The 21,820-nt window shown below is 44.0% G+C and carries 16 protein-coding genes; 10 read left to right on the forward strand and 6 right to left on the reverse strand.

Going from position 1 to position 21,820, the window contains the following annotated elements:
- The first annotated feature begins 57 nt into the window (after nucleotides 1-57).
- The 6 genes from EZ437_RS09370 (at nucleotide 58) to EZ437_RS09395 (ending at nucleotide 11,642) form a co-directional block, all read left to right on the forward strand.
- Nucleotides 58-2,184, forward strand: a complete 2,127-nt coding sequence (locus EZ437_RS09370) for a bifunctional aldolase/short-chain dehydrogenase (RefSeq protein WP_131595614.1) — start codon at nucleotides 58-60, stop codon at nucleotides 2,182-2,184.
- Nucleotides 2,185-2,270: 86 nt separating this feature from the next.
- Nucleotides 2,271-3,545, forward strand: coding sequence for a TIM barrel protein (locus EZ437_RS09375; RefSeq protein ID WP_131595616.1), 1,275 nt, complete (start codon nucleotides 2,271-2,273; stop codon nucleotides 3,543-3,545).
- A 3-nt stretch (nucleotides 3,546-3,548) separates the two neighbouring features.
- The gene (locus EZ437_RS09380; protein ID WP_131595618.1) at nucleotides 3,549-4,940 is read left to right on the forward strand and encodes an FGGY-family carbohydrate kinase; all 1,392 of its coding nucleotides are present in this window, start codon (nucleotides 3,549-3,551) and stop codon (nucleotides 4,938-4,940) included.
- Nucleotides 4,940-8,152: a glycosyl hydrolase gene (locus EZ437_RS09385; RefSeq protein WP_131595620.1), complete on the forward strand. Its 3,213-nt coding sequence runs from the start codon at nucleotides 4,940-4,942 to the stop codon at nucleotides 8,150-8,152. Before EZ437_RS09380 ends, EZ437_RS09385 begins: the two co-directional genes overlap by 1 nt.
- A gap of 6 nt (nucleotides 8,153-8,158) precedes the next feature.
- Nucleotides 8,159-9,877 carry an alpha-L-rhamnosidase-related protein gene (locus EZ437_RS09390; RefSeq protein ID WP_131595622.1) on the forward strand — a complete coding sequence of 573 codons (1,719 nt, stop codon included), beginning with the start codon at nucleotides 8,159-8,161 and terminating at the stop codon, nucleotides 9,875-9,877.
- Nucleotide 9,878: 1 nt separating this feature from the next.
- Entirely contained in the window at nucleotides 9,879-11,642 is a 1,764-nt protein-coding gene (locus EZ437_RS09395; protein ID WP_131595624.1) for a glycoside hydrolase family 71/99 protein, read from the forward strand.
- A gap of 2 nt (nucleotides 11,643-11,644) precedes the next feature.
- On the opposite strand, the gene EZ437_RS09400 is transcribed toward EZ437_RS09395, so the two are convergent.
- The 5 genes from EZ437_RS09400 to EZ437_RS21845 all read right to left on the reverse strand — a co-directional run bounded on the left by EZ437_RS09400 (nucleotide 11,645) and on the right by EZ437_RS21845 (nucleotide 16,662).
- Nucleotides 11,645-12,055, reverse strand: coding sequence for a GtrA family protein (locus EZ437_RS09400; RefSeq protein ID WP_131595626.1), 411 nt, complete (start codon nucleotides 12,053-12,055; stop codon nucleotides 11,645-11,647).
- A gap of 17 nt (nucleotides 12,056-12,072) precedes the next feature.
- On the reverse strand, nucleotides 12,073-12,768 hold the full coding sequence (locus EZ437_RS09405) for a CDP-alcohol phosphatidyltransferase family protein (protein ID WP_131595628.1): 696 nt from the start codon (nucleotides 12,766-12,768) through the stop codon (nucleotides 12,073-12,075).
- Between the two features lie 48 nt (nucleotides 12,769-12,816).
- On the reverse strand, nucleotides 12,817-14,013 hold the full coding sequence (locus EZ437_RS09410; protein ID WP_131595630.1) for a metallophosphoesterase: 1,197 nt from the start codon (nucleotides 14,011-14,013) through the stop codon (nucleotides 12,817-12,819).
- Between the two features lie 150 nt (nucleotides 14,014-14,163).
- Complete coding sequence (locus EZ437_RS09415) at nucleotides 14,164-15,711, reverse strand: choice-of-anchor I family protein (protein ID WP_131595632.1); 1,548 nt, start codon at nucleotides 15,709-15,711, stop codon at nucleotides 14,164-14,166.
- Between the two features lie 60 nt (nucleotides 15,712-15,771).
- Nucleotides 15,772-16,662 carry a winged helix-turn-helix domain-containing protein gene (locus EZ437_RS21845; protein WP_131595634.1) on the reverse strand — a complete coding sequence of 297 codons (891 nt, stop codon included), beginning with the start codon at nucleotides 16,660-16,662 and terminating at the stop codon, nucleotides 15,772-15,774.
- Between the two features lie 145 nt (nucleotides 16,663-16,807).
- Here EZ437_RS21845 and EZ437_RS09425 point away from each other — a divergent pair, with 145 nt between their 5' ends.
- Nucleotides 16,808-17,455 (forward strand): YceI family protein, encoded by a 648-nt coding sequence (locus EZ437_RS09425; protein WP_131595636.1) that lies wholly within the window; start codon nucleotides 16,808-16,810, stop codon nucleotides 17,453-17,455.
- Nucleotides 17,456-17,752: 297 nt separating this feature from the next.
- Here EZ437_RS09425 and EZ437_RS09430 read toward each other — a convergent pair whose 3' ends face one another.
- A complete protein-coding gene (locus EZ437_RS09430) occupies nucleotides 17,753-17,932 on the reverse strand; it encodes a hypothetical protein (RefSeq protein ID WP_131595638.1) in 180 nt (59 codons plus the stop codon).
- Nucleotides 17,933-18,352: 420 nt separating this feature from the next.
- Here EZ437_RS09430 and EZ437_RS09435 point away from each other — a divergent pair, with 420 nt between their 5' ends.
- The 3 genes from EZ437_RS09435 to EZ437_RS09445 are packed head-to-tail and all read left to right on the forward strand — an operon-like array spanning nucleotide 18,353 to nucleotide 21,817.
- Nucleotides 18,353-20,443, forward strand: a complete 2,091-nt coding sequence (locus tag EZ437_RS09435) for a HEPN domain-containing protein (RefSeq protein ID WP_131595640.1) — start codon at nucleotides 18,353-18,355, stop codon at nucleotides 20,441-20,443.
- On the forward strand, nucleotides 20,443-21,228 hold the full coding sequence (gene cobA / locus EZ437_RS09440) for a uroporphyrinogen-III C-methyltransferase (protein ID WP_131595642.1): 786 nt from the start codon (nucleotides 20,443-20,445) through the stop codon (nucleotides 21,226-21,228). The genes EZ437_RS09435 and cobA overlap by 1 nt, the downstream gene beginning before the upstream one ends.
- Before the next feature lie 4 nt (nucleotides 21,229-21,232).
- Nucleotides 21,233-21,817 carry a precorrin-2 dehydrogenase/sirohydrochlorin ferrochelatase family protein gene (locus tag EZ437_RS09445; RefSeq protein WP_131595644.1) on the forward strand — a complete coding sequence of 195 codons (585 nt, stop codon included), beginning with the start codon at nucleotides 21,233-21,235 and terminating at the stop codon, nucleotides 21,815-21,817.
- Nucleotides 21,818-21,820 lie beyond the last annotated feature (3 nt).

The raw sequence follows: 21,820 nt of genomic DNA on the forward strand, positions 1-21,820 counted from the left end.
ACGGATTTGGATATTTATTTTTATAAAAATTAATTAATCCAAATATCCATTCAAACGATGTCAGCATTAACAACAAAAACTGATTTTAAACATGTAAGCTATTTGTGGGATGAAGCAGAAGCTTCAAAACTGGCGGGAGATGAAGTAGGGCTGCTCATCTACAGGTCAAATTTATTAGGTGCTGATCTGCGGCTTACCAATTATGGTGGTGGAAATACCTCCTGCAAAGCCATGGCTAAAGATCCGCTAACGGGTGATGAAACTGAGGTGATGTGGGTGAAGGGCTCCGGAGGTGATCTTGGGACGCTGAAAAAAAGCGGCCTTGCGGCCTTATATGTAAATCGGCTAAGAAATTTAAAAAATATATACCAAGGCATAGCGCACGAGGATGAGATGGTAGAGCTGTTCAATCATTGCATATATGATCTAAGCTCTAAGGCGCCTTCCATCGATACACCACTGCATGGCTTTTTGCCATTTAAGCATATCGATCATTTGCATCCGGATGCAGCCATAGCCATTGCTGCTGCTAAGGATGGTGAGCAAATAACTAAAGAATTATTCGGAGGTACAATAGGTTGGGTAGGCTGGCAAAAGCCTGGTTTTGACCTTGGCCTTCAATTACGCCAGTGTCTGGATGAAAATCCAGGAATCCGTGGTATCATGCTCGGATCACATGGCTTGTTTACCTGGGGTGACACTGCATACGAAAGTTATATCAATACGCTTGAAGTAATTGAAAAGTGTGCAGAATACCTGGAAAGCAGTTACGGAAAAAAAGGGCCGGTATTTGGCGGACAAAAAATAGAAAGCCTTGATGCAGAGAACCGCAAAAAGCAAGCAGCTGCATTGGCGCCTGTATTGAGAGGATTCTGTTCAAGCAAACAACACATGATCGGACATTTTACCGATGATGCCAGGGTTCTTGAATTTATCAATTCAAATGAACTCGGCCGACTTGCTCCATTGGGTACCAGTTGCCCTGACCATTTTCTCCGTACCAAGATCAGTCCCCTGGTATTGAATCTGGCTCCAGATGAAGATTTATCTGACATAGCGTCTATTAAAGAAAGACTCGCGCCAGAATTTGAAGCTTACCGTCAAATGTACGCAGATTACTATGAGGCTTGCAAGCATGCTAACAGTCCGGCTGTACGCGACAAAAACCCGGTGATCATTTTATATCCCGGAGTAGGCCTATTCTCTTTTTCTAAAGACAAACAAACTGCGCGTGTAGCGGCAGAGTTTTATACCAATGCCATCAATGTGATGAAAGGTGCAGAAGCCATTTCTGAATACACCTCTTTACCACATCAGGAAGCATTTAATATTGAATACTGGTTGCTGGAAGAAGCAAAACTTCAGCGTATGCCAAAACCTAAAGCTTTATCTGGTAAGATTGCATTGGTGACAGGCAGTGCCGGTGGTATAGGCAAAGCCATTGCAAAGAAATTTGCAGATGAGGGTGCAGTAGTCGTACTGAACGACATGAATGCAGAACGTCTGCAAGGTGCGGGCGAAGAATTTAAAGCTGCATACGGTGCTGATAGTTATACTACTGCAGTATTAAACGTAACCAGTGCCGATGAGATCGCTGCTGCCTTTGATGCTGCGGCACTTGCTTTTGGCGGGGTGGATATCATCGTAAACAACGCAGGTCTTTCTATTTCAAAGACCATAGCTGATCATACCGAACAAGACTGGGACCTGTTGTACGACGTATTGGTCAAAGGACAGTTTTTCGTAACTCAGGCTGCAGCTGCGGTGATGAAGAAGCAAGATATTGGAGGCGACGTGCTAAACATTGTAAGTAAAAATGCATTGGTTAGCGGCCCGAACAACGCAGGTTATGGCAGTGCCAAAGCTGCTCAGTTGCATTTAAGCAGATTGAATGCAGCAGAGTTGGGTGCCGACGGTATCCGCGTCAATGTAGTGAACCCTGATGCGGTAATCAGCGATAGTAATATCTGGGCAGGAGGATGGGCCGAAGGCCGTGCAAAAGCTTATGGAATTACTGTAGCAGAACTACCTGCTTATTATGCAAAACGTACACTACTGAATAAGATTATCCTGCCTGAAGATATCGCCAATGCCTGTTTCTCGTTCGCGGGAGGCCTGCTGAGTAAGTCGACCGGCAATGTATTGAACGTAGATGGTGGTGTAGCGACGGCTTTTGTGCGCTAGGCGATCAGTACCACATTTAAAAAGAATTTAGTAAATTATCAACCATTGACCACAGCCTCCCGCAAGGGAGGCTAAAAATATAAACCATGAGAGTAGAGAAATATCAAATAGATGACCATAACAGTCAGCTACAGGGAAAGCATCAGCGTAAACTGGACAATTTAAGTGTAGATATTCCACAGGCAGAAGAAGTGATCAGCAAGCTTGCAGCATTTCAGATTGCCATTCCAAGCTGGGCTTTAGGCACAGGCGGTACCCGCTTTGGCCGTTTTTCAGGTGGGGGTGAACCAGGCAGTCTGGAAGAGAAAATGGAGGACATCGGTCTGTTACATGCCTTAAACCAATCGAGCGGAGCTATTTCTTTGCACATTCCATGGGATATCCCACAAAACTATCAGGATATTAAAGCACTTGCAGCACAGCACGGGCTAAGCTTTGACGCGATGAATTCTAATACTTTTCAGGATCAGGCGGGGCAGGCACACAGTTACAAATTTGGCTCTATGCAGCATGTGGATAAAGCCGTTCGCAAGCAGGCAGTAGATCATAATATAGAAGTTATCAGACATGGGGTTGAACTCGGTTCGGATGCATTAACGGTTTGGCTTTCAGACGGATCGAGTTTCCCAGGTCAGTTAAACTTCAGAAAAGCTTTTCAAAATACACTGGAAAGCTTGCAGGAAGTTTATGCGGCTTTACCATCTAATTGGAAAATGTTTGTAGAGTACAAAGCATTTGAACCTAATTTCTATTCTACTACTGTAGGAGATTGGGGACAATCTTTATTATATGCCAGCAAACTGGGCGAAAAAGCCTATACACTGGTTGATCTTGGGCATCACCTGCCAAATGCAAATATTGAGCAGATCGTTTCCTTATTGCTGATGGAGGGTAAACTGGGTGGTTTCCATTTCAATGATTCCAAATATGGAGACGATGACCTTACCGCAGGCAGTATCAAACCGTACCAGTTGTTCTTAATTTTTAATGAACTGGTAGAAGGTATGGATGCAAAAGGTATGGACCATACGACCGGACTTGGCTGGATGATCGATGCTTCCCACAATGTGAAAGATCCTTTAGAAGACCTTTTACAATCTGTAGAAGCGATTATGATCGCTTATGCGCAAGCCTTATTGGTTGACCGCAAAGCATTGAACGAAGCACAGGCACAAAACGATGTGGCGCGTTGTCAGGAAATCTTGCAGGAGACCTTCCGTACGGATGTTCGTCCATTGGTAGCTGAAGCACGTTTGCGTGGTGGTGCGGCACTGCAACCCTTAGAATTGTTCCGCAAACTAAAGGTAAGAGAAAATCTAATCCAGGAAAGAGGATTGAAAACAGTGGCTACAGGATTGTAAACGATGAGTAAAATACCTGTAATAGCCATATTTGATGTAGGCAAGACCAATAAAAAGTTATTTCTTTTTGACGAAAACTATAAGATCGTTTTTGAGAAATCTGCGCGTTTTATTGAAACGGTGGACGAAGATGGCGATACATGTGAAAACCTGGAAAGTTTGCGCCTGTCAGTTTTTGATTCACTAAGAGAGGTGTTTAAACTGCCCCAGTATGACATCAAAGCGATCAACTTTTCTACTTATGGGGCCAGCTTTGTGTACATCGGCGAGGACGGTGCACCGGTGGCCCCGCTGTATAATTACCTCAAGGATTATCCTGAAGAGTTGAAGAGACAGTTTTACGACACCTATGGCGGGGAAGCCCAGTTCTCCAAAAGAACTGCATCACCCGTATTGGGAAGCTTAAATTCTGGCATGCAGTTGTACCGGATCAAGTATGAAAAACCTGAACTTTACAGCAAGATTAAGTATGCCCTGCATTTACCGCAATACCTTAATTACCTGATCACCGGCGAAGTACATACCGATATTACCAGCATTGGGTGTCATACCAACCTGTGGGATTTTGAAAATAATGATTATCATCCATGGGTAAAAGCAGAAGGGATCTTTGATAAGCTGGCACCAATTATCGCATCTGATTCCGTAGTTCCGGCAGCATTTCCTGGCAACAACTATGGGGTAGGGGTTGGTCTGCATGATAGTTCCGCTGCACTGATACCGTATTTGTCTAATTTCCATGAACCTTTTATACTGATTTCTACCGGTACCTGGTGTATATCGCTCAATCCGTTCAATCATGAGCCGCTGACAGATGAAGAATTGCAGCACGACTGTTTGTGCTATATGCAATATAAAGGCAAACCGGTTAAGGCCTCCAGGCTTTTTGCCGGCTTTGAGCATGAGCAACAGGTAAAAAGGATCGCAGCCCATTTCGATAAAAATACGGTTAGCTACCGCAATATGGAGTTTGATCCGGCTATTGGTCACCAGCTGTATGCTGCTGAGGAACGTAAGGAGGCCGACTGGGCGAGTAATCAGATGAAGGAATCTGCTTTTGCAGCGCGGAATCTGGATGCTTTTGAATCAGATGTGCATGCCTATCACCAACTCATATTTGACCTGGTGACCCAGCAGTACGAGTCGACCATGCTGGTAGCAAAAGGCACAGCGGTAAGGCGGATTTTTGTAGATGGGGGATTTAGCAAGAATTCCATCTATATGAACCTGCTGGCCATGTTTTTCTCTGATATGGAGATTTTTGCGGCTTCTATGGCACAGGCTACTGCTGTTGGTACCGCATTGGCTATTCACAACCATTGGAATACCAAGGCTTTACCAAACGACATTATTGAATTGAAATATTATTCCATCACACACAATACTGAACTGTAATGAAGTTAAAAACCATTGGCCTGGTATTCATCCTAAGTGCTGTGCTATGCTCATTCGGTATGGCCCAGAAGAACCTGGAGAAGTCATTTAAAACAATTCCGGATAGCATTCAAACTTCTATATACTGGTACTGGATGTCAGACAACATTTCTAAAGAAGGAGTAGTGAAAGACCTTCAGGCTATGAAATCTGTGGGTATAAACAGGGCCTTTATTGGCAATATAGGTTATGAGACCACGCCTTATGGTAAGATTAAACTGTTTTCGGATGAGTGGTGGGACATTATGCATACCGCATTAAAAACCGCAACTGCGCTCAATATTGAAATAGGTATTTTCAACAGTCCCGGATGGAGCCAGAGCGGAGGCCCATGGGTAAAACCCTCACAGTCCATGCGTTATCTCAGTTCTTCTAAGACCACTGTCACAGGCCCTAAAAAGCTGGATGTGCAACTGGAACAGCCAAAAGGTGATTTCCAGGATGTAAGGGTCATTGCATATAAAACACCTAAAGGCTATGGTAATTCAATAGCCGTACTGAAACCTAAGCTGAGCAGTTCAGCTGCGGTACAAAATATAGGCAATCTGATAGATGGTTCAGAAAGCACTACTGCAGATATTCCTGCTTCAGATTCATTTTCAATAGATCTGGAGAGCGACTCGGATTTTACTGCCAGAAGCCTGGTAATTTATCCGGCACACAAGCCTGTACATCTTAATATACAGTTGCAGGTTAAAAAAGATGGAGCGTATGTTACCGTCAAAGAATTTTTGGTAAACCGTACCAATCCCAGCCTGAATGTTGGTTTCAAGCCTTACGGTCCGGTAGCAGTCTCTATTCCGGCCACCACTGGAAAATCTTTCCGTCTGGTATTCAGTAAGTCCAACGGATTTGGACTGGCAGAAATTCTGCTTTCTCAAACACCTGTAGTGGAGAGTTATATAGAAAAGACATTGGCTAAGATGTTTCAAACCCCGCTTCCTTACTGGCATGAATACCAATGGCCGGATCAGGCGGTAATCGATGACAATAGCCTGGTGATCGACCCTGCGACAGTAGTGGATATCACAAAGCATATGTCTGCCAGAGGGCAGTTGAACTGGGATCTTCCTGCGGGCGACTGGATCATCATGCGTACAGGAATGTTGCCTACGGGCGTTCAGAATGGCCCGGCCTCTCCGGAGGGTATTGGACTGGAGATCGATAAGATGAGCAAGGAGCATGTGGCCAGTCACTTTGATGCTTTTTTGGGCGAGTTGCTGAGACGTATTCCGGCTGCCGACCGCAAGACTTGGAAGATCGTGGTAGAAGACAGTTATGAAACCGGCGGACAGAACTGGACGGACGGCATGATTGAGAAGTTCAAAACAAACTATGGTTATGATCCCCTTCCATTCCTGCCGGTAATGCAGGGAGAGGTAGTGGGCGACCAAAATAAATCAGATCGTTTTTTATGGGATCTAAGGCGTTTTATTGCAGACAGAGTGGCTTACGACTATGTAGGCGGACTGAGAGAGGTGAGCCATAAACATGGCCTTACCACCTGGCTGGAAAACTACGGACACTGGGGCTTTCCCGGAGAGTTTTTGCAATATGGCGGTCAGTCGGACGAGATTGGCGGCGAGTTTTGGAGTGAAGGTGAACTCGGTAATATTGAGAACCGCGCTGCATCTTCTGCTGCACACATCTATGGTAAAGTCAAAGTATCTGCCGAGTCATTTACTGCCGGTGATAAGCCATACCAAAGATATCCGTACGTCATGAAACAAAGAGGCGACCGCTTCTTTACGGAAGGCATCAACAATACATTGCTGCACTTATTTATACAGCAGCCTTCGGACGATAAGGTACCGGGCATCAATGCCAATTTCGGGAACGAATTTAACCGTCACAATACCTGGTTTAGCTATATGGACTTGTTTATTGGCTACCTTAAGCGTACCAACTTTATGTTGCAGCAAGGAAAATATGTAGCAGATGTGGCCTACTTTATTGGTGAAGATGCACCAAAAATGACCGGTATTACCGATCCGGAACTTCCGGTTGGCTATTCATTTGATTACATCAATGCCGAGGTGATCCACGACAGGGTAAAAGTAAAGGATGGCAGAATGGTACTTCCTGATGGAATGAGCTATAAACTGCTAGTACTGCCAAAACTGAAGACCATCAGACCTGAACTGCTGGCAAAAATTAAAGAACTGGTAGCACAGGGAGCTAATATTTTAGGCCCTGCACCAGAACGTTCGCCGAGTCTGGCTAATTTCCCTGAGGCAGATGCTAAGGTTAAAACTATGGCGGCTGAACTTTGGGGCGATGTAAATGGTACTACAGTCAAGTCCAGAACACTGGGAAAAGGAACAGTAATGTCTGGTATGGATATGCAGACTGCGTTAAATACTTTAAATATCATTCCTGATTTTAAATCAAATACCACTGATCCGATCTTGTTTATACACAGGACAGCTCCACAGTCGGAGATCTATTTCCTCAGCAATCAAAGCGAAAAGCAGGTTTCTTTTTCACCGACTTTCCGCTCAGTTGCTATGCAGCCTGAGCTTTGGGACCCAGTGACAGGCAGAACACGGGTATTGTCTGAGTTATCGGCCAATGGCAGCAGCACTACTGTGCCGCTCACACTGGAGCCCCTTCAAAGTGTGTTTATTGTGTTCAGAAATCCAGTGGTGGCCAATAACATTGGTGCTGTGAATTTCCCTGAAGCCAAGTTGCTTGAAGAAATCAATACCCCCTGGAAAGTTACTTTCGATCCTAAGATGAGAGGCCCTGAAAAGCCGGTCATCTTTGATACCCTGGTCGACTGGACAATGAGGCCTGAAGAAAGCATCAAATATTATGCAGGTACTGCAGTTTACAGCAATACATTTAGGGTTACCAAGCCTGCCAAAGGAGAAAGGATTTATCTGAACTTCTCTGAAGTAAGTGTAATGGCCAAAGTCAAGGTAAACGGTACTGAAGTAGGCGGCGTTTGGACTGCACCATGGCGTGTGGACATTACCGATGCCGTTGTTGGCGGAGTAAATACCTTAGAGATCTCTGTGGTAAATAACTGGGTAAACCGATTGATAGGAGATAGTAAACTTCCTGCAGATCAGCGTAAGACCTGGACCAATAATAACCCATACAAACCGGATAGTAAACTCGTGCCTTCAGGACTGACAGGTGCGGTAGTTGTAAAATCTATAAAATACTAGAAGCACATGAAACTAAATAAATTTATCCCCCGTGTAGTATTACTTTGTCTTTTTGTTCAGACTGCAGTAGCGCAGCAAAAGAGCGTGCTTACCCGCGAGTACATCACTCCTGTAAAAATTCTTTGGCAGGATGGTGATGTAAGAAACAGTGAGCGGTTGTTGCAGCCTGGCATTGGCCAGGGGGATCTGGCGAACCGTAATGTTATCATCCTTAATAACACTAAAGGCGGCAAGAAGGCAAGTATCCTGCTTGATTTCGGTAAAGAACTGCATGGCGGCCTGGAGATTGTAACCGGCATGTGGGGTGGAGGAAATACACCACGTACCATCCGCGTTCGCTATGGTGAATCGGCCAGTGAAGCCATGTCCAGCATAGGAGAAAAAGGAGCGACCAATGACCACGCCATCCGTGATTTTAAAACATTGGTGCCATGGCTGGGCAAGATCCAGTTGGGCGAAAGCGGCTTCCGCTTTGTGCGGATAGACCTGGAAGATGAAAGTGCTGAACTTCAGTTAAAAGAGGTAAGGGCCATTTATACGTATAGAGACATCCCATATTTGGGGTCTTTTAAAAGCAGTGACGAGCGCCTGAACAAAATATGGCAGACCGGAGCCTATACCGTACACCTGAACATGCAGGAATATTTATGGGACGGTATCAAGAGAGACAGGTTGGTATGGGTGGGTGATTTGCATCCTGAGGTGTCTACACTGAGCGCGGTTTTCGGATACAATGAAGTGGTACCTAAAAGTCTGGACCTTTCCAAAGAGACTACCCCGCTTCCAGGTTGGATGAACGGCATCAGTACCTACTCCATGTGGTGGATCATCATTCACTACGATTGGTACATGAAAAATGGAAACCTCCCCTACCTGAAAGAGCAAAAAACCTATCTGAATGGTTTGGTAAAACAGATCGTATCCAGAGTGGGAGCTGATAATAAAGAGAATATGGACGGTACCCGTTTCCTTGACTGGCCTTCCAGCGAAAACCCTAAAGGTATCCATGCCGGTCTGCAGGCCATGACGGTATGGTCGCTGGCTACAGCAGCCAAAATAAGCGTTTTGGTGGAAGATAAAGAAACGGAAGCGCTTTGCCAGCTAACACTGAATAGAATGAAGGGATACGTCCCTGATGCCAATAACTCTAAGCAAGCCGCAGCTTTAATGGCGATAGCAGGCATTACTACTGCAGATAAGGCAAATAAAGAAGTGCTGTCGGTGGGCGGAGCTAAAAACTTCTCTACTTTTTATGGATACTATATGCTGGAGGCCAAAGCTCAGGCGGGAGACCATCAGGGTGCGATAGATGTGATCAGGGAATATTGGGGAGCCATGTTGGATCTTGGAGCCACTACCTTCTGGGAAGATTTTAATATGGAATGGGTGCCAAATGCATCGCGGATAGATGAACTGGTGCCGGCTGGCAAAGTAGATATACATGGCGACTACGGTGCCTATTGCTACGTAGGGTTCAGACATAGTTTATGTCATGGATGGGCATCAGGCCCAACCGCTTGGCTTACAGAGCATGTACTGGGTATAAAAGTGATGGCGGCTGGCAGTAAAGTGATTAAGGTAACCCCACATCTGGGCGACCTTCAGTTTGCTGAAGGGACCTTCCCAACTCCATATGGACTAGTAAAAGTAAAGCATACCAAACTGGCCAATGGCAAGATTAAGTCCGTGATTTCCGGGCCAAAACAAGTTAAGATCATCAGATAATATGAAATCACTGGTTCTTGCTTTACTGCTCAGTGCACAAGGTCTCGTTGTCTATGCTCAGGCTGATACCTGGGTAGCTACCGATGCACTGGGCAGAAAAGTATTGCCCGAAGGAAAAGGAATTAAAAAGGATCGGTATGTAGGTATTTTTTATTTTATCTGGCAGGGTGCGCATGGTTACGACCTCAACAATGGAACAAATGCTACCGGGGGAGTAAAGGACAAGACTCCTGCAGATACCATTAGTCCGTACGACATCAGCAAGATGCTGGCAAAGAATCCATTGAAGCCTGAATATGGGCCTATACACGCTTTTCATCACTGGGGAGAACCCTATTTCGGTTACTACCTGTCGGACGATGAATGGGTGATCAGGAAGCATGGGCAGATGTTGGGTGATGCGGGCATTGATGTACTGATCCTTGATGTGACCAATGCTTCAATCTACCTGCCGCAGGTTACAAAGATCGTAGAAACGTTCAGAAGCATGCGAAAACAGGGAATCAAAGTCCCCAATATCTCCTTTATTGTAAACAGTGCACCCGCGCAAACAGTTCAGCGCTTATACGAATATATCTACCAAAAGGAATTGTTTAAAGATTTTTGGTTTTACTGGAAAGGCAAGCCATTGCTGCTTTGTCCGCCTGAAGCACTGACCCCTGAAATGAAGACTTTCTTTTCTTCAAGGCAATCCTGGGCCTGGAGCAAAGACCAGAAATGGTTTGGAGACGGAAAGGATAAGTGGACCTGGCTAGACCATACCCCACAGTCGTATGGCTGGCATGAGGATAAAAATAAGCCGGAGCAGATCAGTGTGGCTGTAGCAGAACACCCGATGTCGAATATAGGCAGGAGCTTTCACGATGGTAAAGAGCCGGATTTGAAGCAACCTGAGAAAGGGCTGTACTTTGCAGAGCAATGGAAGCGCGCACTGGAAGTAGATCCGGAGTTTGTGTTTATCACCGGGTGGAACGAATGGATTGCCATGCGCTTTGATGACGGGGCTTCAGCGTACTTTTTAGGAAAGAAGATACCAAAAGGGGAAACTTATTTTGTGGACCTTTACAATGACGAATATAGCCGAGACGCAGAACCGGTAATGGGTGCTTTTAACGATAATTATTACTACCAGATGGTAGCTAACATTCGTAAATTTAAAGGCACCCTGCCGGGTACTGTCTATCATAAAACAAACAAGATCCGGATTGATGGCAACTTTGCCGACTGGGCAAATACGGAAGTGGTCTTTGCCGACGACCCCGGTGATACTTTTCACCGTAAGCACGCAGGCTGGGGCAGGATCAAAGAATACACCAACAATACCGGGAGGAATGACATCATCGAATCAAGGATTACCAGTGATGACGCAAACGTATATTTTTATGTAAAGACTAAAGGAGAATTGACTTCCTGGACGGATAAAGACTGGATGCAGTTGTACCTCAGCATTGGGGAAAGCAATCTTCCCCGCTGGGAGGGTTTTCAGTTCCTGATAAATGGCAAACCAAAGAGCCGCATAGCGACTGATATTCAGGTATACAAAGGTGGTAAGTGGTCTGGACTGGGAACTATCGGCATGAACAGCAAAGGCAATGAACTGGAGCTGGTAGTGCCGAAAAAACTGCTTGGAATAAAAGGCAAGCAATTTACCATCGACTTTAAATGGTCAGATAACAGTCCGGCTCTTGAAAATGTCATGAATTGGCTGGATAATGGAGATACGGCGCCAAATGCACGTTTCGCCTACAGGTATATAAAGCAATAATTTTATATCGGGTTCTTTTTAAATACCCAGTAAGTCTGCAATACATAGTTAAAACCAAGAGATACGGCAATGTCTATAATAATCCGGCTGATCTTGTAGTCGATGTGGAGGTATGTTGTAAATAACCAGGTTCCTGATGACTTAAGCAGTATGCTGCCTGCTACTACCAAAACAAATCTGGCAAGCTGAGCGCCCACAGGTGAATGGCTTGCTTTGCTGCCTTCAAAAGTCCAGTATCGGTTGACCGTAAAGTTAAATACCGCCCCTATGACGCCGCCGATGGCTATAGAAACAGGAAAGAAGATACCCAATACTTCCGTACAGAAGATCATGATGAGGTAATCAATGATCCCTCCCGCAAAGGCAGAAAGCTGTGCTTTTAAGAAAACATATATCCGGTTAGTTTTTTTCATCCAAACGGTACCAGGTGTTAAACAGCTTTTTCTTTTGCCAGTTTTGCTGCTCTTTCGGCATCATCACGTGTGTCACCAAGTTTTAGCAGCTTTCTTGTATCTATAATATTGATGATGAACAGCACTAAGCACATGACCCCTGCAAAATATTCTATCAAATGCCCGAATGAGGCTTCCATAATAAATATCAGCGACAAGATAACACGCACCTCGGTAGGGCCCACCAATCCGGAGTCAATGCTGTAAATATCGGTGATCTTGTACCTCAATTGTGAAATGATCATAGCCCAGCCATATAAGGCAACAAATACAAAAGCGATGAGTTCGTACTGGTTCCTGGCGTATACCATATAGCCCATGCCGATCAATACGGTACTCACCCAGTCCATGATGATATCCAGCGAAAAGCCAAACCACTTGCGGGGGGTGTTGCGAAAATAGGCAATACGGCCGTCCAGTGAGTCGCCAAGCCAGTTGATGGCCAAACCTGCCACGCCAATCACCAAGTATTCTTTACTGATATATGCAGCCAGTATAAAGCTGATCAGTACGATGACGGAACCGACTGTACCTAAAAAGGTCAGCATATTTGAAGTGATAAATGAAGGTACTTTTTTTACCAGGTAAGAAATCGTGGCCTGCTCCGCAGACTTTAAAACATTTGTTCTCTTTCTATCTTGAAATATTCTTTTCAGTGTTTTGCTTTCTTCCATTCGGGTTTTGCAGATGCAAGGATTTATTTGCGGTACAAAAGTAATAATTTAACTTACTCTTGACGTTCTTTTCAATTCAATAACAGTTATTTCCGGCCAGATACCTATTCTTCCGGAAAATCCAAGAAAGCCAAAGCCCCGGTTGATATTCAGGAATACACCATCTTGTCCTGCTACACCTGCCCAATGTGCATAGCGGTATTTTACAGGACTCCATTTAATACCAAAAGCTTCCAGTCCAAATTGCATGCCATGCGTATGGCCGGACAGTGTCAGGTGTACTTTTGATGGAGATTTTACCACCTCAGCTTCCCAGTGGGAAGGGTCGTGAGAAAGCAATACTTTAAAATCAGCAGGATTAACCCCGTTCAGGGCCTTTTTCAGGTCACCGCGCTCTCCAAAGCCAATGCCCCAGTTTTCCACTCCTGCCAGGATGATCTTTTGTCCGTCTTTATGAAGTGCGATGTGTTCATCCAGCAGCAGCTTAAATCCAAGTTCTTTATGATAGGTTTTTAGCAAGTCGAGGTTAGCCCTTTTAGCACTGTCGTTTGGCCACTTTACATAGTCGCCATAATCATGGTTGCCGAGTATAGAAAACTGTCCGTATGGTGCTTTGATCTGGTTAAAATAACTGATCCAGGGTTTGATCTCTTCCGCTTTATTATTGACCAGGTCGCCGGTAAATACGAAGAGATCAGAATTTTGCTGCTTTACCATGTCAATTCCTTTCTGCACAGCCTTAGGGTTACTAAAACTACCCGAATGCACATCAGAGATCTGGGTAATGGTAAAGCCCTCAAATGCCTCGGGAAGATCATCAAAATACAAGGTATGTTTAATGACCCGGTAAGCATATTTACCGCGGATCATGCCGTACACAAATATCAGTATAGTAATGACGAAGAGTGCAGTGGCAAATTCTACCCAATAGAGGCTTCGTGGGTTACCTGTGAAGAGCCGATAGCCATCGCCTAGCGCAAGTACAATGGCAAACACCAATGAGGCAGTGAGCCAGATTAAAAAAGCGTGGGTGGCGATTTTAAAAAATGTACCCATACCCAAAGTATTAATCCTGTTGACCGCATAAATAAGCGCAAGAACGATCAATGCTACTATCAGCCAAAAGCTGAGGCTAAGAAGGGGATTGGGGGTGTAAACCTGAAGTCCGGCCAAAACATACCGGTTCAATAAGAAAAATAATATTGCCACTATGGCAATGAATAACAAGCTGATCCGTCTTTTCATTTAATTAATTGGGCTCAAAAGTACAGCTTGGATGATTAAGAGTCCGGGATGTTACTCAATATGACATTACTAAGATAGTATAAGCTTAAAAACAAAAGAGCCTGTACCTAATAAAAAAAAGGCACAGGCTCAATCGGCTTTAAAAATAATCTATATGGTATTTGGGGTATATACTTTTAATACGCCATCATTCTCGCTGCTTACTATCAGCAAGCTTTTCTTAGTCGGGCTGTTTTTGGCTGGAATAAACAACACACCCTCTGGTGCGTCACCACATTTTAAGAGTTGCAGGAAAACCGGACTTGTCGGCACAGTAACGTCATAAACCGCTACTGCATCCGCTCTTTCCATCCCTACAAAGGCTACTTTTGTATTACCTACAATACCAAGCGCGACACCTTCAGGTTCTACACTTTTATCGTCACTGCGGAGGTAATCATATGCACCTGCGGCCACGCATTTGACGTCCAGCTCATTTTTGCTGTCATAGATCTGTGTACCGGTATTCCCGTTCCATACCGAAAATGAACGTGAGCCAATAGAATAAAGTTCATCCAGATCGCCGTCGCCATCGGTATCGCCAAGGGTAGTAGTAACGTTTAAACGACCTAATTTTTCATCTGTTTTCAAGTCGGCTGCATTTGGAAATATAGTCGGATCCAGTTTAATATCTTTATTTTTTACCCTCAGGAATTCTACAAAAAAGCCTTCGTATTCCCTTGTATCACCTTCATTGGCTGTGAACAGGTATGGAGTGCCGTTTGATTCCAGTACTGCAATTCCATCGGGTAAATACATTCCTTTTACCGGCCATTTGGCAGGTGTATATTTTCCAATCTGATTAGGTACATCACTTGGATCTATTTCATTTCCAGCTATATTATAATCTTTAAAACCCAAGGGGAAGATATTGGTGATGGTTTTAGAAGCAATATCTATTTTGGCGATAGCGTTATTTTCCTGAAGGGTTACCCATGCAGTTTTTGAATCGGCTGAGATGGTGATGTATTCAGGTTCGATGTCCTTCACAAAGTTCTTTCCAGGGCCAAAAATACGGAAACCTTTAGCTGCTAATGCAGGCAGTTGGCTCGTCATAGAAGAAAAGTTGATGGTGGTAACTGCATAGTTATTTGCTACAGAGATAATAGACACTGTACCTTCAGGATCATTTGTATAGGTTGCATTTGGCTCACCTTCATTCGCAGACATAATATATTTGCCATCCGGTGAGAAAGTGACCATATCAGGTAAGGCCCCCACGTTGATCTCAGCAATAACGCTATGGTCTGAAGTCTTGAATACTACGACTTTGCCGTTTCCCTGCTTGTCATTATTCTGGATCGCTGCGGCTAGTTTCCCTTCAGATACTGCTACACTATTTACCGCACCACCAAATGGTGTCATGCTGATAGAACCTATCACCGTCATAGCAGCAGGATTTTTAAAGTCCACTACCGCAATCCTGTTGTCCTGTGTTGGTGTACCTTCATTTTCGTTCTTCACTACGAAAAGCTTATTGGTAAGCGGATCAAAAGCAGATATCTCAGCTGCACCAATCTCACCAATGTCAAGCATACCTATTTCTGCAAAGGTTTTTGCATCTTCATTTACAAAAAATTCAGGCTCCTCAATGGCTTTCTCTTTCTTACAGCTATATAGCGCTGTCAGCAATAAACTAAATAGTAAAATTCTTTTCATGTCGTATTTAAATAAGCCACGAAAGTATTACCGTAAAGTTAGGGGTATCTGATTTTAAGATTATGATATTGTTAAGTCGCGAACTTCGAGCTTATATCCCTTACCATGGATGTTTACGAGTTGGAGGGAAGGATCACTAGCCAGTTTTTTGCGCAGTTTAGAGATAAACATATCCAGGCTGCGGCCCACTATCACGCCCTCATCTTCCCAGATCTCTTTTTGGAGGCGGCTGCGGTCAATGACCTCATTCGGATTCTTTGCGAAAATAAGCAGGATACCGGTCTCTTTAGCAGTCAGTTCGGTTTTGATTTTGTCGAGAAGGAGATAATGAGCTTCCGGATTGAAGGTGGTTTCACCTAAAATAATTTGTTTTTCCGATTTGCTCTGTTTTTTCTTACGGATGATAACAAAAGCATACACACAATAGCCAAGCGCCAGTACTATAGGCATACCCTGAAAAAGATTCTTTTGCTGGTTGTTGCTGATTAGCGCATTTTCCTGAAATTTAATATTGATCAGATAGCAATCGGCAGGTTGTACCCTTTGCCGGCAGGGCACTATGTCGTTCTTTTCGGATTTCAATATGGCGTAGCCAAATACGATCTCCATGCTTTTGCAGTTCAGTACAGAAACTATGTAATCGTTTTTCAGGCCACTCACAGAGAGCGATCTTTTTACTATGCTGACCAGGGAGTCGGGTTGGAAAGAAAGTTTCTTTTCAAACCTGATCTGGTATTCTGTTTCATTTATTTTGCTTACGGGCAACACCCTTGACGTGCTATCACCTGACTGTAGCAATACTTCATGGCCTACCTGTCGCAGGGCGATGATCTGTTTGGTAGCGGAAAAACTATTTTCCAGACCGACATTACCTGCCAGTACGCCACTTACTATGATCAGGCACAGTACTACAGTAAAAGGAAGTATCACTCTGAGGACAGCTTTGTTCATGGCATAAAATTAGCGTTTTTTTAAGGGCTTAAATTGCTTGCCATAGCCAATTTACAAAAATTTACAATTCTTTTTACATCATTTCGTGGTAGTTGCGTATTTGCGTGCTGTAGGTTTGCGAGGTATTATTTAAACAGACAACGATATGAAAACACGGTATGTAATCTTAGTTATTTTTATCCTGCTATCTGCGAAACAGGCGGTAGCGCAAAAAGCGACAACTGACAGTGTACGGAGTGCTGGTCCGCAGCCGTTTATATACCGGCTTGATGTTAAGAACAGCAAGTTATTGTGGAAAGCTAAAAAGGTCAATGGCGGACACAATGGGTATGTATTGTTCCGGTCGGGGGAGATAAAAACACTGTCTCCGGGCAAATATGACAGCGGTGATTTTAATATTCACATGAACTCAATTGTGGTAGTCGATCAATTGATGCCAAAGGACAACAGGGAAGTAGAAGGTGTGGTAAAGGCAAATAATTTCTTTGCTGTAGCGCTCTACCCAATGGCGAGGATGCGTGTGTATACTATCGTTCCTACCGGCAAGCTGAACCATTACAAGGTAAGGGGCGACCTGACAGTAAAAGGCGTGACTAAGCCTTTGGAGTTTCTGGCGATGTTTACCAGGTCTGGCAAAACCCTTAGTGCTGTGGCCGACTTTAAAATTGACCGGACCAAATGGGGGATCAACTACAAGTCCGGAAGTTTCTTTACTGACCTGAAAGATGAATTGATCGAGGATGATATTGAGATTTCGCTGAAGATGTTCTTTTCTATACCGGATGGGTGTTAGGTTGAGGAACTAACTATGAGTCAAAAGCCTGCCGATTTCTATATGATCATAGAGAAGGGGAATACCATGATCAGCTTCGGTTATGATTCTTTTATGCTGATGGGGTAAGACGATGTCTGAGGTGTATTTACTTGGCCAACAGGATTTTGGCTGCGGTAAAAAAAGACCAGCAGGAATAAAAGGATATGAGGCATGAGTGCTGAGGGGTTAAGTAGAATCAGGACTGCTGGTGGCTTTAGGGATGAGCACTTGAGGAAGTAACTCTTAAAGTTCGGTGACTTCATTAATGGAGAAGCACTACTTTTTCAGATGATCAGGAAATTTAACCTTCCTCAACATTTCTTTTGATTTTGCTGCTTTTTTTAGAACATATGGGTCATTTGCATGACTTTTGCCAGTCTCCACAATAGTAGCCTTTGGATAACCTTGTTCTGTAACTCTTACATATTTTAATGCAGCTATAATAACTCCTTTCAATGATGTTAATCAAATATAAAAATTTATTTCCTTCTCGAAGCAGCCACTAAAAATCTCTAATTTTTAGGTAATAAGGAATCTCTTCTGATGCCGTGACAAAGTTGGTGTCAAATTGTGTCAATACAACTCAGACAGCTCGTATTTAGGTAGTTTGAACAAATAATATGTTCAGTAGAATCATTCCATATTGCAAAATAAGCAACTGATAACAAGATAATTGCAAATATTTTACATTTCTATACACTACCAAACCCATATACTTTATATATTTGCTTCATGAAAACAGTAAACTATAGCCCAAATTGTCTGATCCATGCTTGCATGTACAGGTAAGATTATAGACTGTTTAGAAACAAAACTTTTAAAAGCTTCTTCGGTCTCCCAGACAAAGGAGCTTTTTTTAAATTAGACCTAACACAGATGCAAAGCTTTAGAACAGAGTTAGAGAATCCTATTGTCGAAAAAGATATAATCGATCTTGAAAGAAAGATCAGGGAATTTCGTGATGGCAAAATTCATGATGAGAAATTCAGAAGCCTTCGCCTGGCCCGTGGTGTTTACGGACAAAGGCAACCGGGAGTGCAAATGGTGCGCATCAAACTGCCTTTTGGGAAAGTAACTTTTAAACAATTGCTGCGCATATCTGATGTGTCTGACGAATATGCAAGCAGAAACCTGCACCTTACTACGCGTCAGGATATCCAGATCCACTATGTGAGCCTGGACAGAACCCCGCAATTGTGGGAGGAGCTGGAGCGTGATGATGTAACCATCCGTGAGGCTTGCGGTAATACTGTTCGTAATGTGACTTCATCTCCTGATGCGGGCATCAATCCTAACGAGCCGTTTGATGTATCGCCTTATGCACACGCTTTCTTTAAATATTTCTTACGCAATCCGATCTGTCAGGAAATGGGCAGGAAGATGAAATTTTCTTTCTCATCTGATGAAACGGATACAGCATTCAGCTATATACATGACCTTGGTTTTATTCCGAAGATCAACGAGCAGGGTGAACGTGGATTTAAAGTGGTACTGGCCGGTGGCCTCGGTGCGCAGCCTTTTCTGGCTGAACCGGTACACGATTTCCTGCATGAAGACCTGATCATTCCATATGCTGAGTCGGTATTGAGGGTATTTGACCGTTACGGTGAAAGAACCAATAGAAATAAAGCACGCTTGAAATACCTTGTACAAAAACTAGGTCTGGAAGAAGTACTGAGACTGATAGATGAAGAGCGTATTGCCAATAAAGTAAAGACTTTTAAAATAGACCGCGATACGGTTCCTCAGCCGAATGTGCCTGAGTTGCTGGATTATCCAGCACTGGATGAGGTGCTGAATTCGCTGGATTATAAACACTGGCGCGCTACCAACGTAAACGAGCAGAAACAAGCCGGCTTTTATGCGGTATACATCAAGGTAACGAAAGGTGACATCCCTACTGAACTGGCGCGTAAGCTGGTAGACGCCATTAGTCCATATGCTGCTGATGAGATCCGCATCACCCAAAATCAGGGCCTGATGCTGAAATATGTGAGAGAAGGCGCATTGCCGGCTTTGTATGTGGAACTGAAAGCTTTAGGCTTTGCCAAACCGGGTTTTGACAGTGTGGCTGATGTGACTACCTGTCCGGGTACGGATACCTGTAACCTGGGTATATCTAACAGCATGTCGCTTTCGGTGGCGCTGGAAGATGTGATCTACGAGGAATATCCTGAACTGATCTATGAAAAGGACATCAAGATCAAGATCAGCGGCTGTATGAATTCATGCGGACAGCATGGCCTTGCACACATCGGTTTTCACGGAAGTTCGGTAAAAGCAAATGGCAAAGTAGTACCGGCTGTACAGGTGATGCTGGGTGGTGGTACTGTAGGTGACGGTGAAGGAAGGGTAGCGGATAGAGTGATTAAAGCTCCTTCTAAGCGTGCTACTGATGTGCTGAGGTTTATATTGAACGATTTTAGTGCAAATTCAGAACAAGCTGAAAGCTTCCACCAATATTATGACAGGAAGACTAAGGACCATTTCTATCAATTGCTAAAACCACTGGCTGACCTGAGCAACCTGAAAGATGAAGAATATGTGGACTGGGGCCATGAGGAAACATTTGTAACTGCCATTGGGGTAGGTGAATGTGCTGGTGTGATCATTGACCTGGTAGCTACCTTGCTACTGGAAGCGGAAGAGAAACTGGACTGGGCAAAGGCTTCTTATGAAGGTGGCGCATGGGCTGATGCCATTTATCATACTTATGCAGTATTTGTAAGCAGTGCCAAAGCATTGTTGCTAGATAAAGGTGTGAGCAGCAGTACACAGATAGGGGTGATCAGGGAGTTTGATAAAAACTATGTAGAAACAGGCGAGTTTTCGCTGAATGGCACGTTTAACGACCTGGTACTGCAGATCAATAAAAATGAGCCAACAGAAGAATTTGCAACTGCTTATCTGGCTGAAGTGGAAAACTTCATCGCACAGATCAAAGTAAACAGGGGAGGAGCATTTTAATGAGTGTATTTAATATAGATAAAGAACCCAGGATAACGCTGGTAGGTGCCGGTCCGGGTGATCCTGAACTGATCACTTTGAAGGGTGCAAATGCGTTGAAAACCGCTGATGTGGTATTATATGATGCATTGGTAAACGAAGGCGTGCTGGACTATGCCAATCCTGAGGCTATAAAGGTATATGTAGGTAAGCGGTCTGGGGAGCATTCCTTTGGACAGGATGCGATCAATAAGCTGATGGTTGACTACGCGCTGAACTACGGACATGTAGTGCGGCTGAAAGGTGGTGATCCTTTTGTTTTCGGCAGGGGATATGAAGAGCTTGATTTTGCGGCGGGATACAGTATTCCTGTTTCCGTGATTCCGGGTTTGTCGAGTTCTATTTCTGTGCCGGGCTTGCAGCAGATCCCTGTGACGCACAGGGGGCTGAGCGAAAGCTTTTGGGTCGTAACAGGAACCACTTCATCTGGAAAAATCTCTAATGATCTCTATGAGGCAGCGAGGTCAAAGGCTACGGTAGTAGTACTGATGGGCTTGGGTAAACTTAAGGAGATCGTGAAGTTGTTCCAAAATGAAGGTAAAGGTTTATTGCCTGTGGCGGCTATTCAAAGCGGATCTACGGAGAATGAGAAATTTGCGGTAGGCGTAGTAGATACGATAGTAGAAGTGGTGCTGGAGAAAGAGATGAAAGCACCTGCATTGTTAATTTTTGGTGAAGTTGTATCTTTACATCCGTCTTTTCTGCCGATCAGAGATTTTTATCAGGCTTTGAAAGAAGAGATTTAATAGTATGGAAGGCAATCAGTTATTTCCGGTATTTATCAAGCTCAATGAACTGCACACAGTAGTGATTGGTGGCGGTCCTGTAGGCCTGGAGAAACTGACTGCTATATTGGGCAACAGTACCCAGGCTAAGGTAACGGTAATTGCCAAAGAAATAATTGATGAACTGAAAGAATTTACTCTTGCGTTTCCTTTAGTGGAAATAAAGCAAAAGTCTTTTGAACCGCATGACCTGAACGGGGCGAATATAGTGGTAGCTGCTACGAATGATAATGTGCTGAATGTAGAAATCAGGGAGGCTGCAAAGCTGAGGGGATTGCTGGTGAATGTAGCGGATAAACCGGAATTGTGTGATTTTTATCTCGGGTCTATCGTGCAAAAAGGAGACTTGAAGATTGCGATATCCACCAATGGTAAATCGCCCACCATCGCAAAGCGCCTGAAGGAAGTGCTGAATGAAAGCATCCCGGAGGAACTGGATACTACTTTGCAGCAAATGAATTCATTACGTAATTCCCTGCAGGGTGATTTTAGCGATAAAGTAAAGAAATTGAATGAAGTAACAGAGATTCTGACCAGGGATTTAAAGTAATAA

Origin of the sequence: Pedobacter psychroterrae (assembly GCF_004331695.1) — a bacterium.
Taxonomy (GTDB): domain Bacteria; phylum Bacteroidota; class Bacteroidia; order Sphingobacteriales; family Sphingobacteriaceae; genus Pedobacter; species Pedobacter psychroterrae.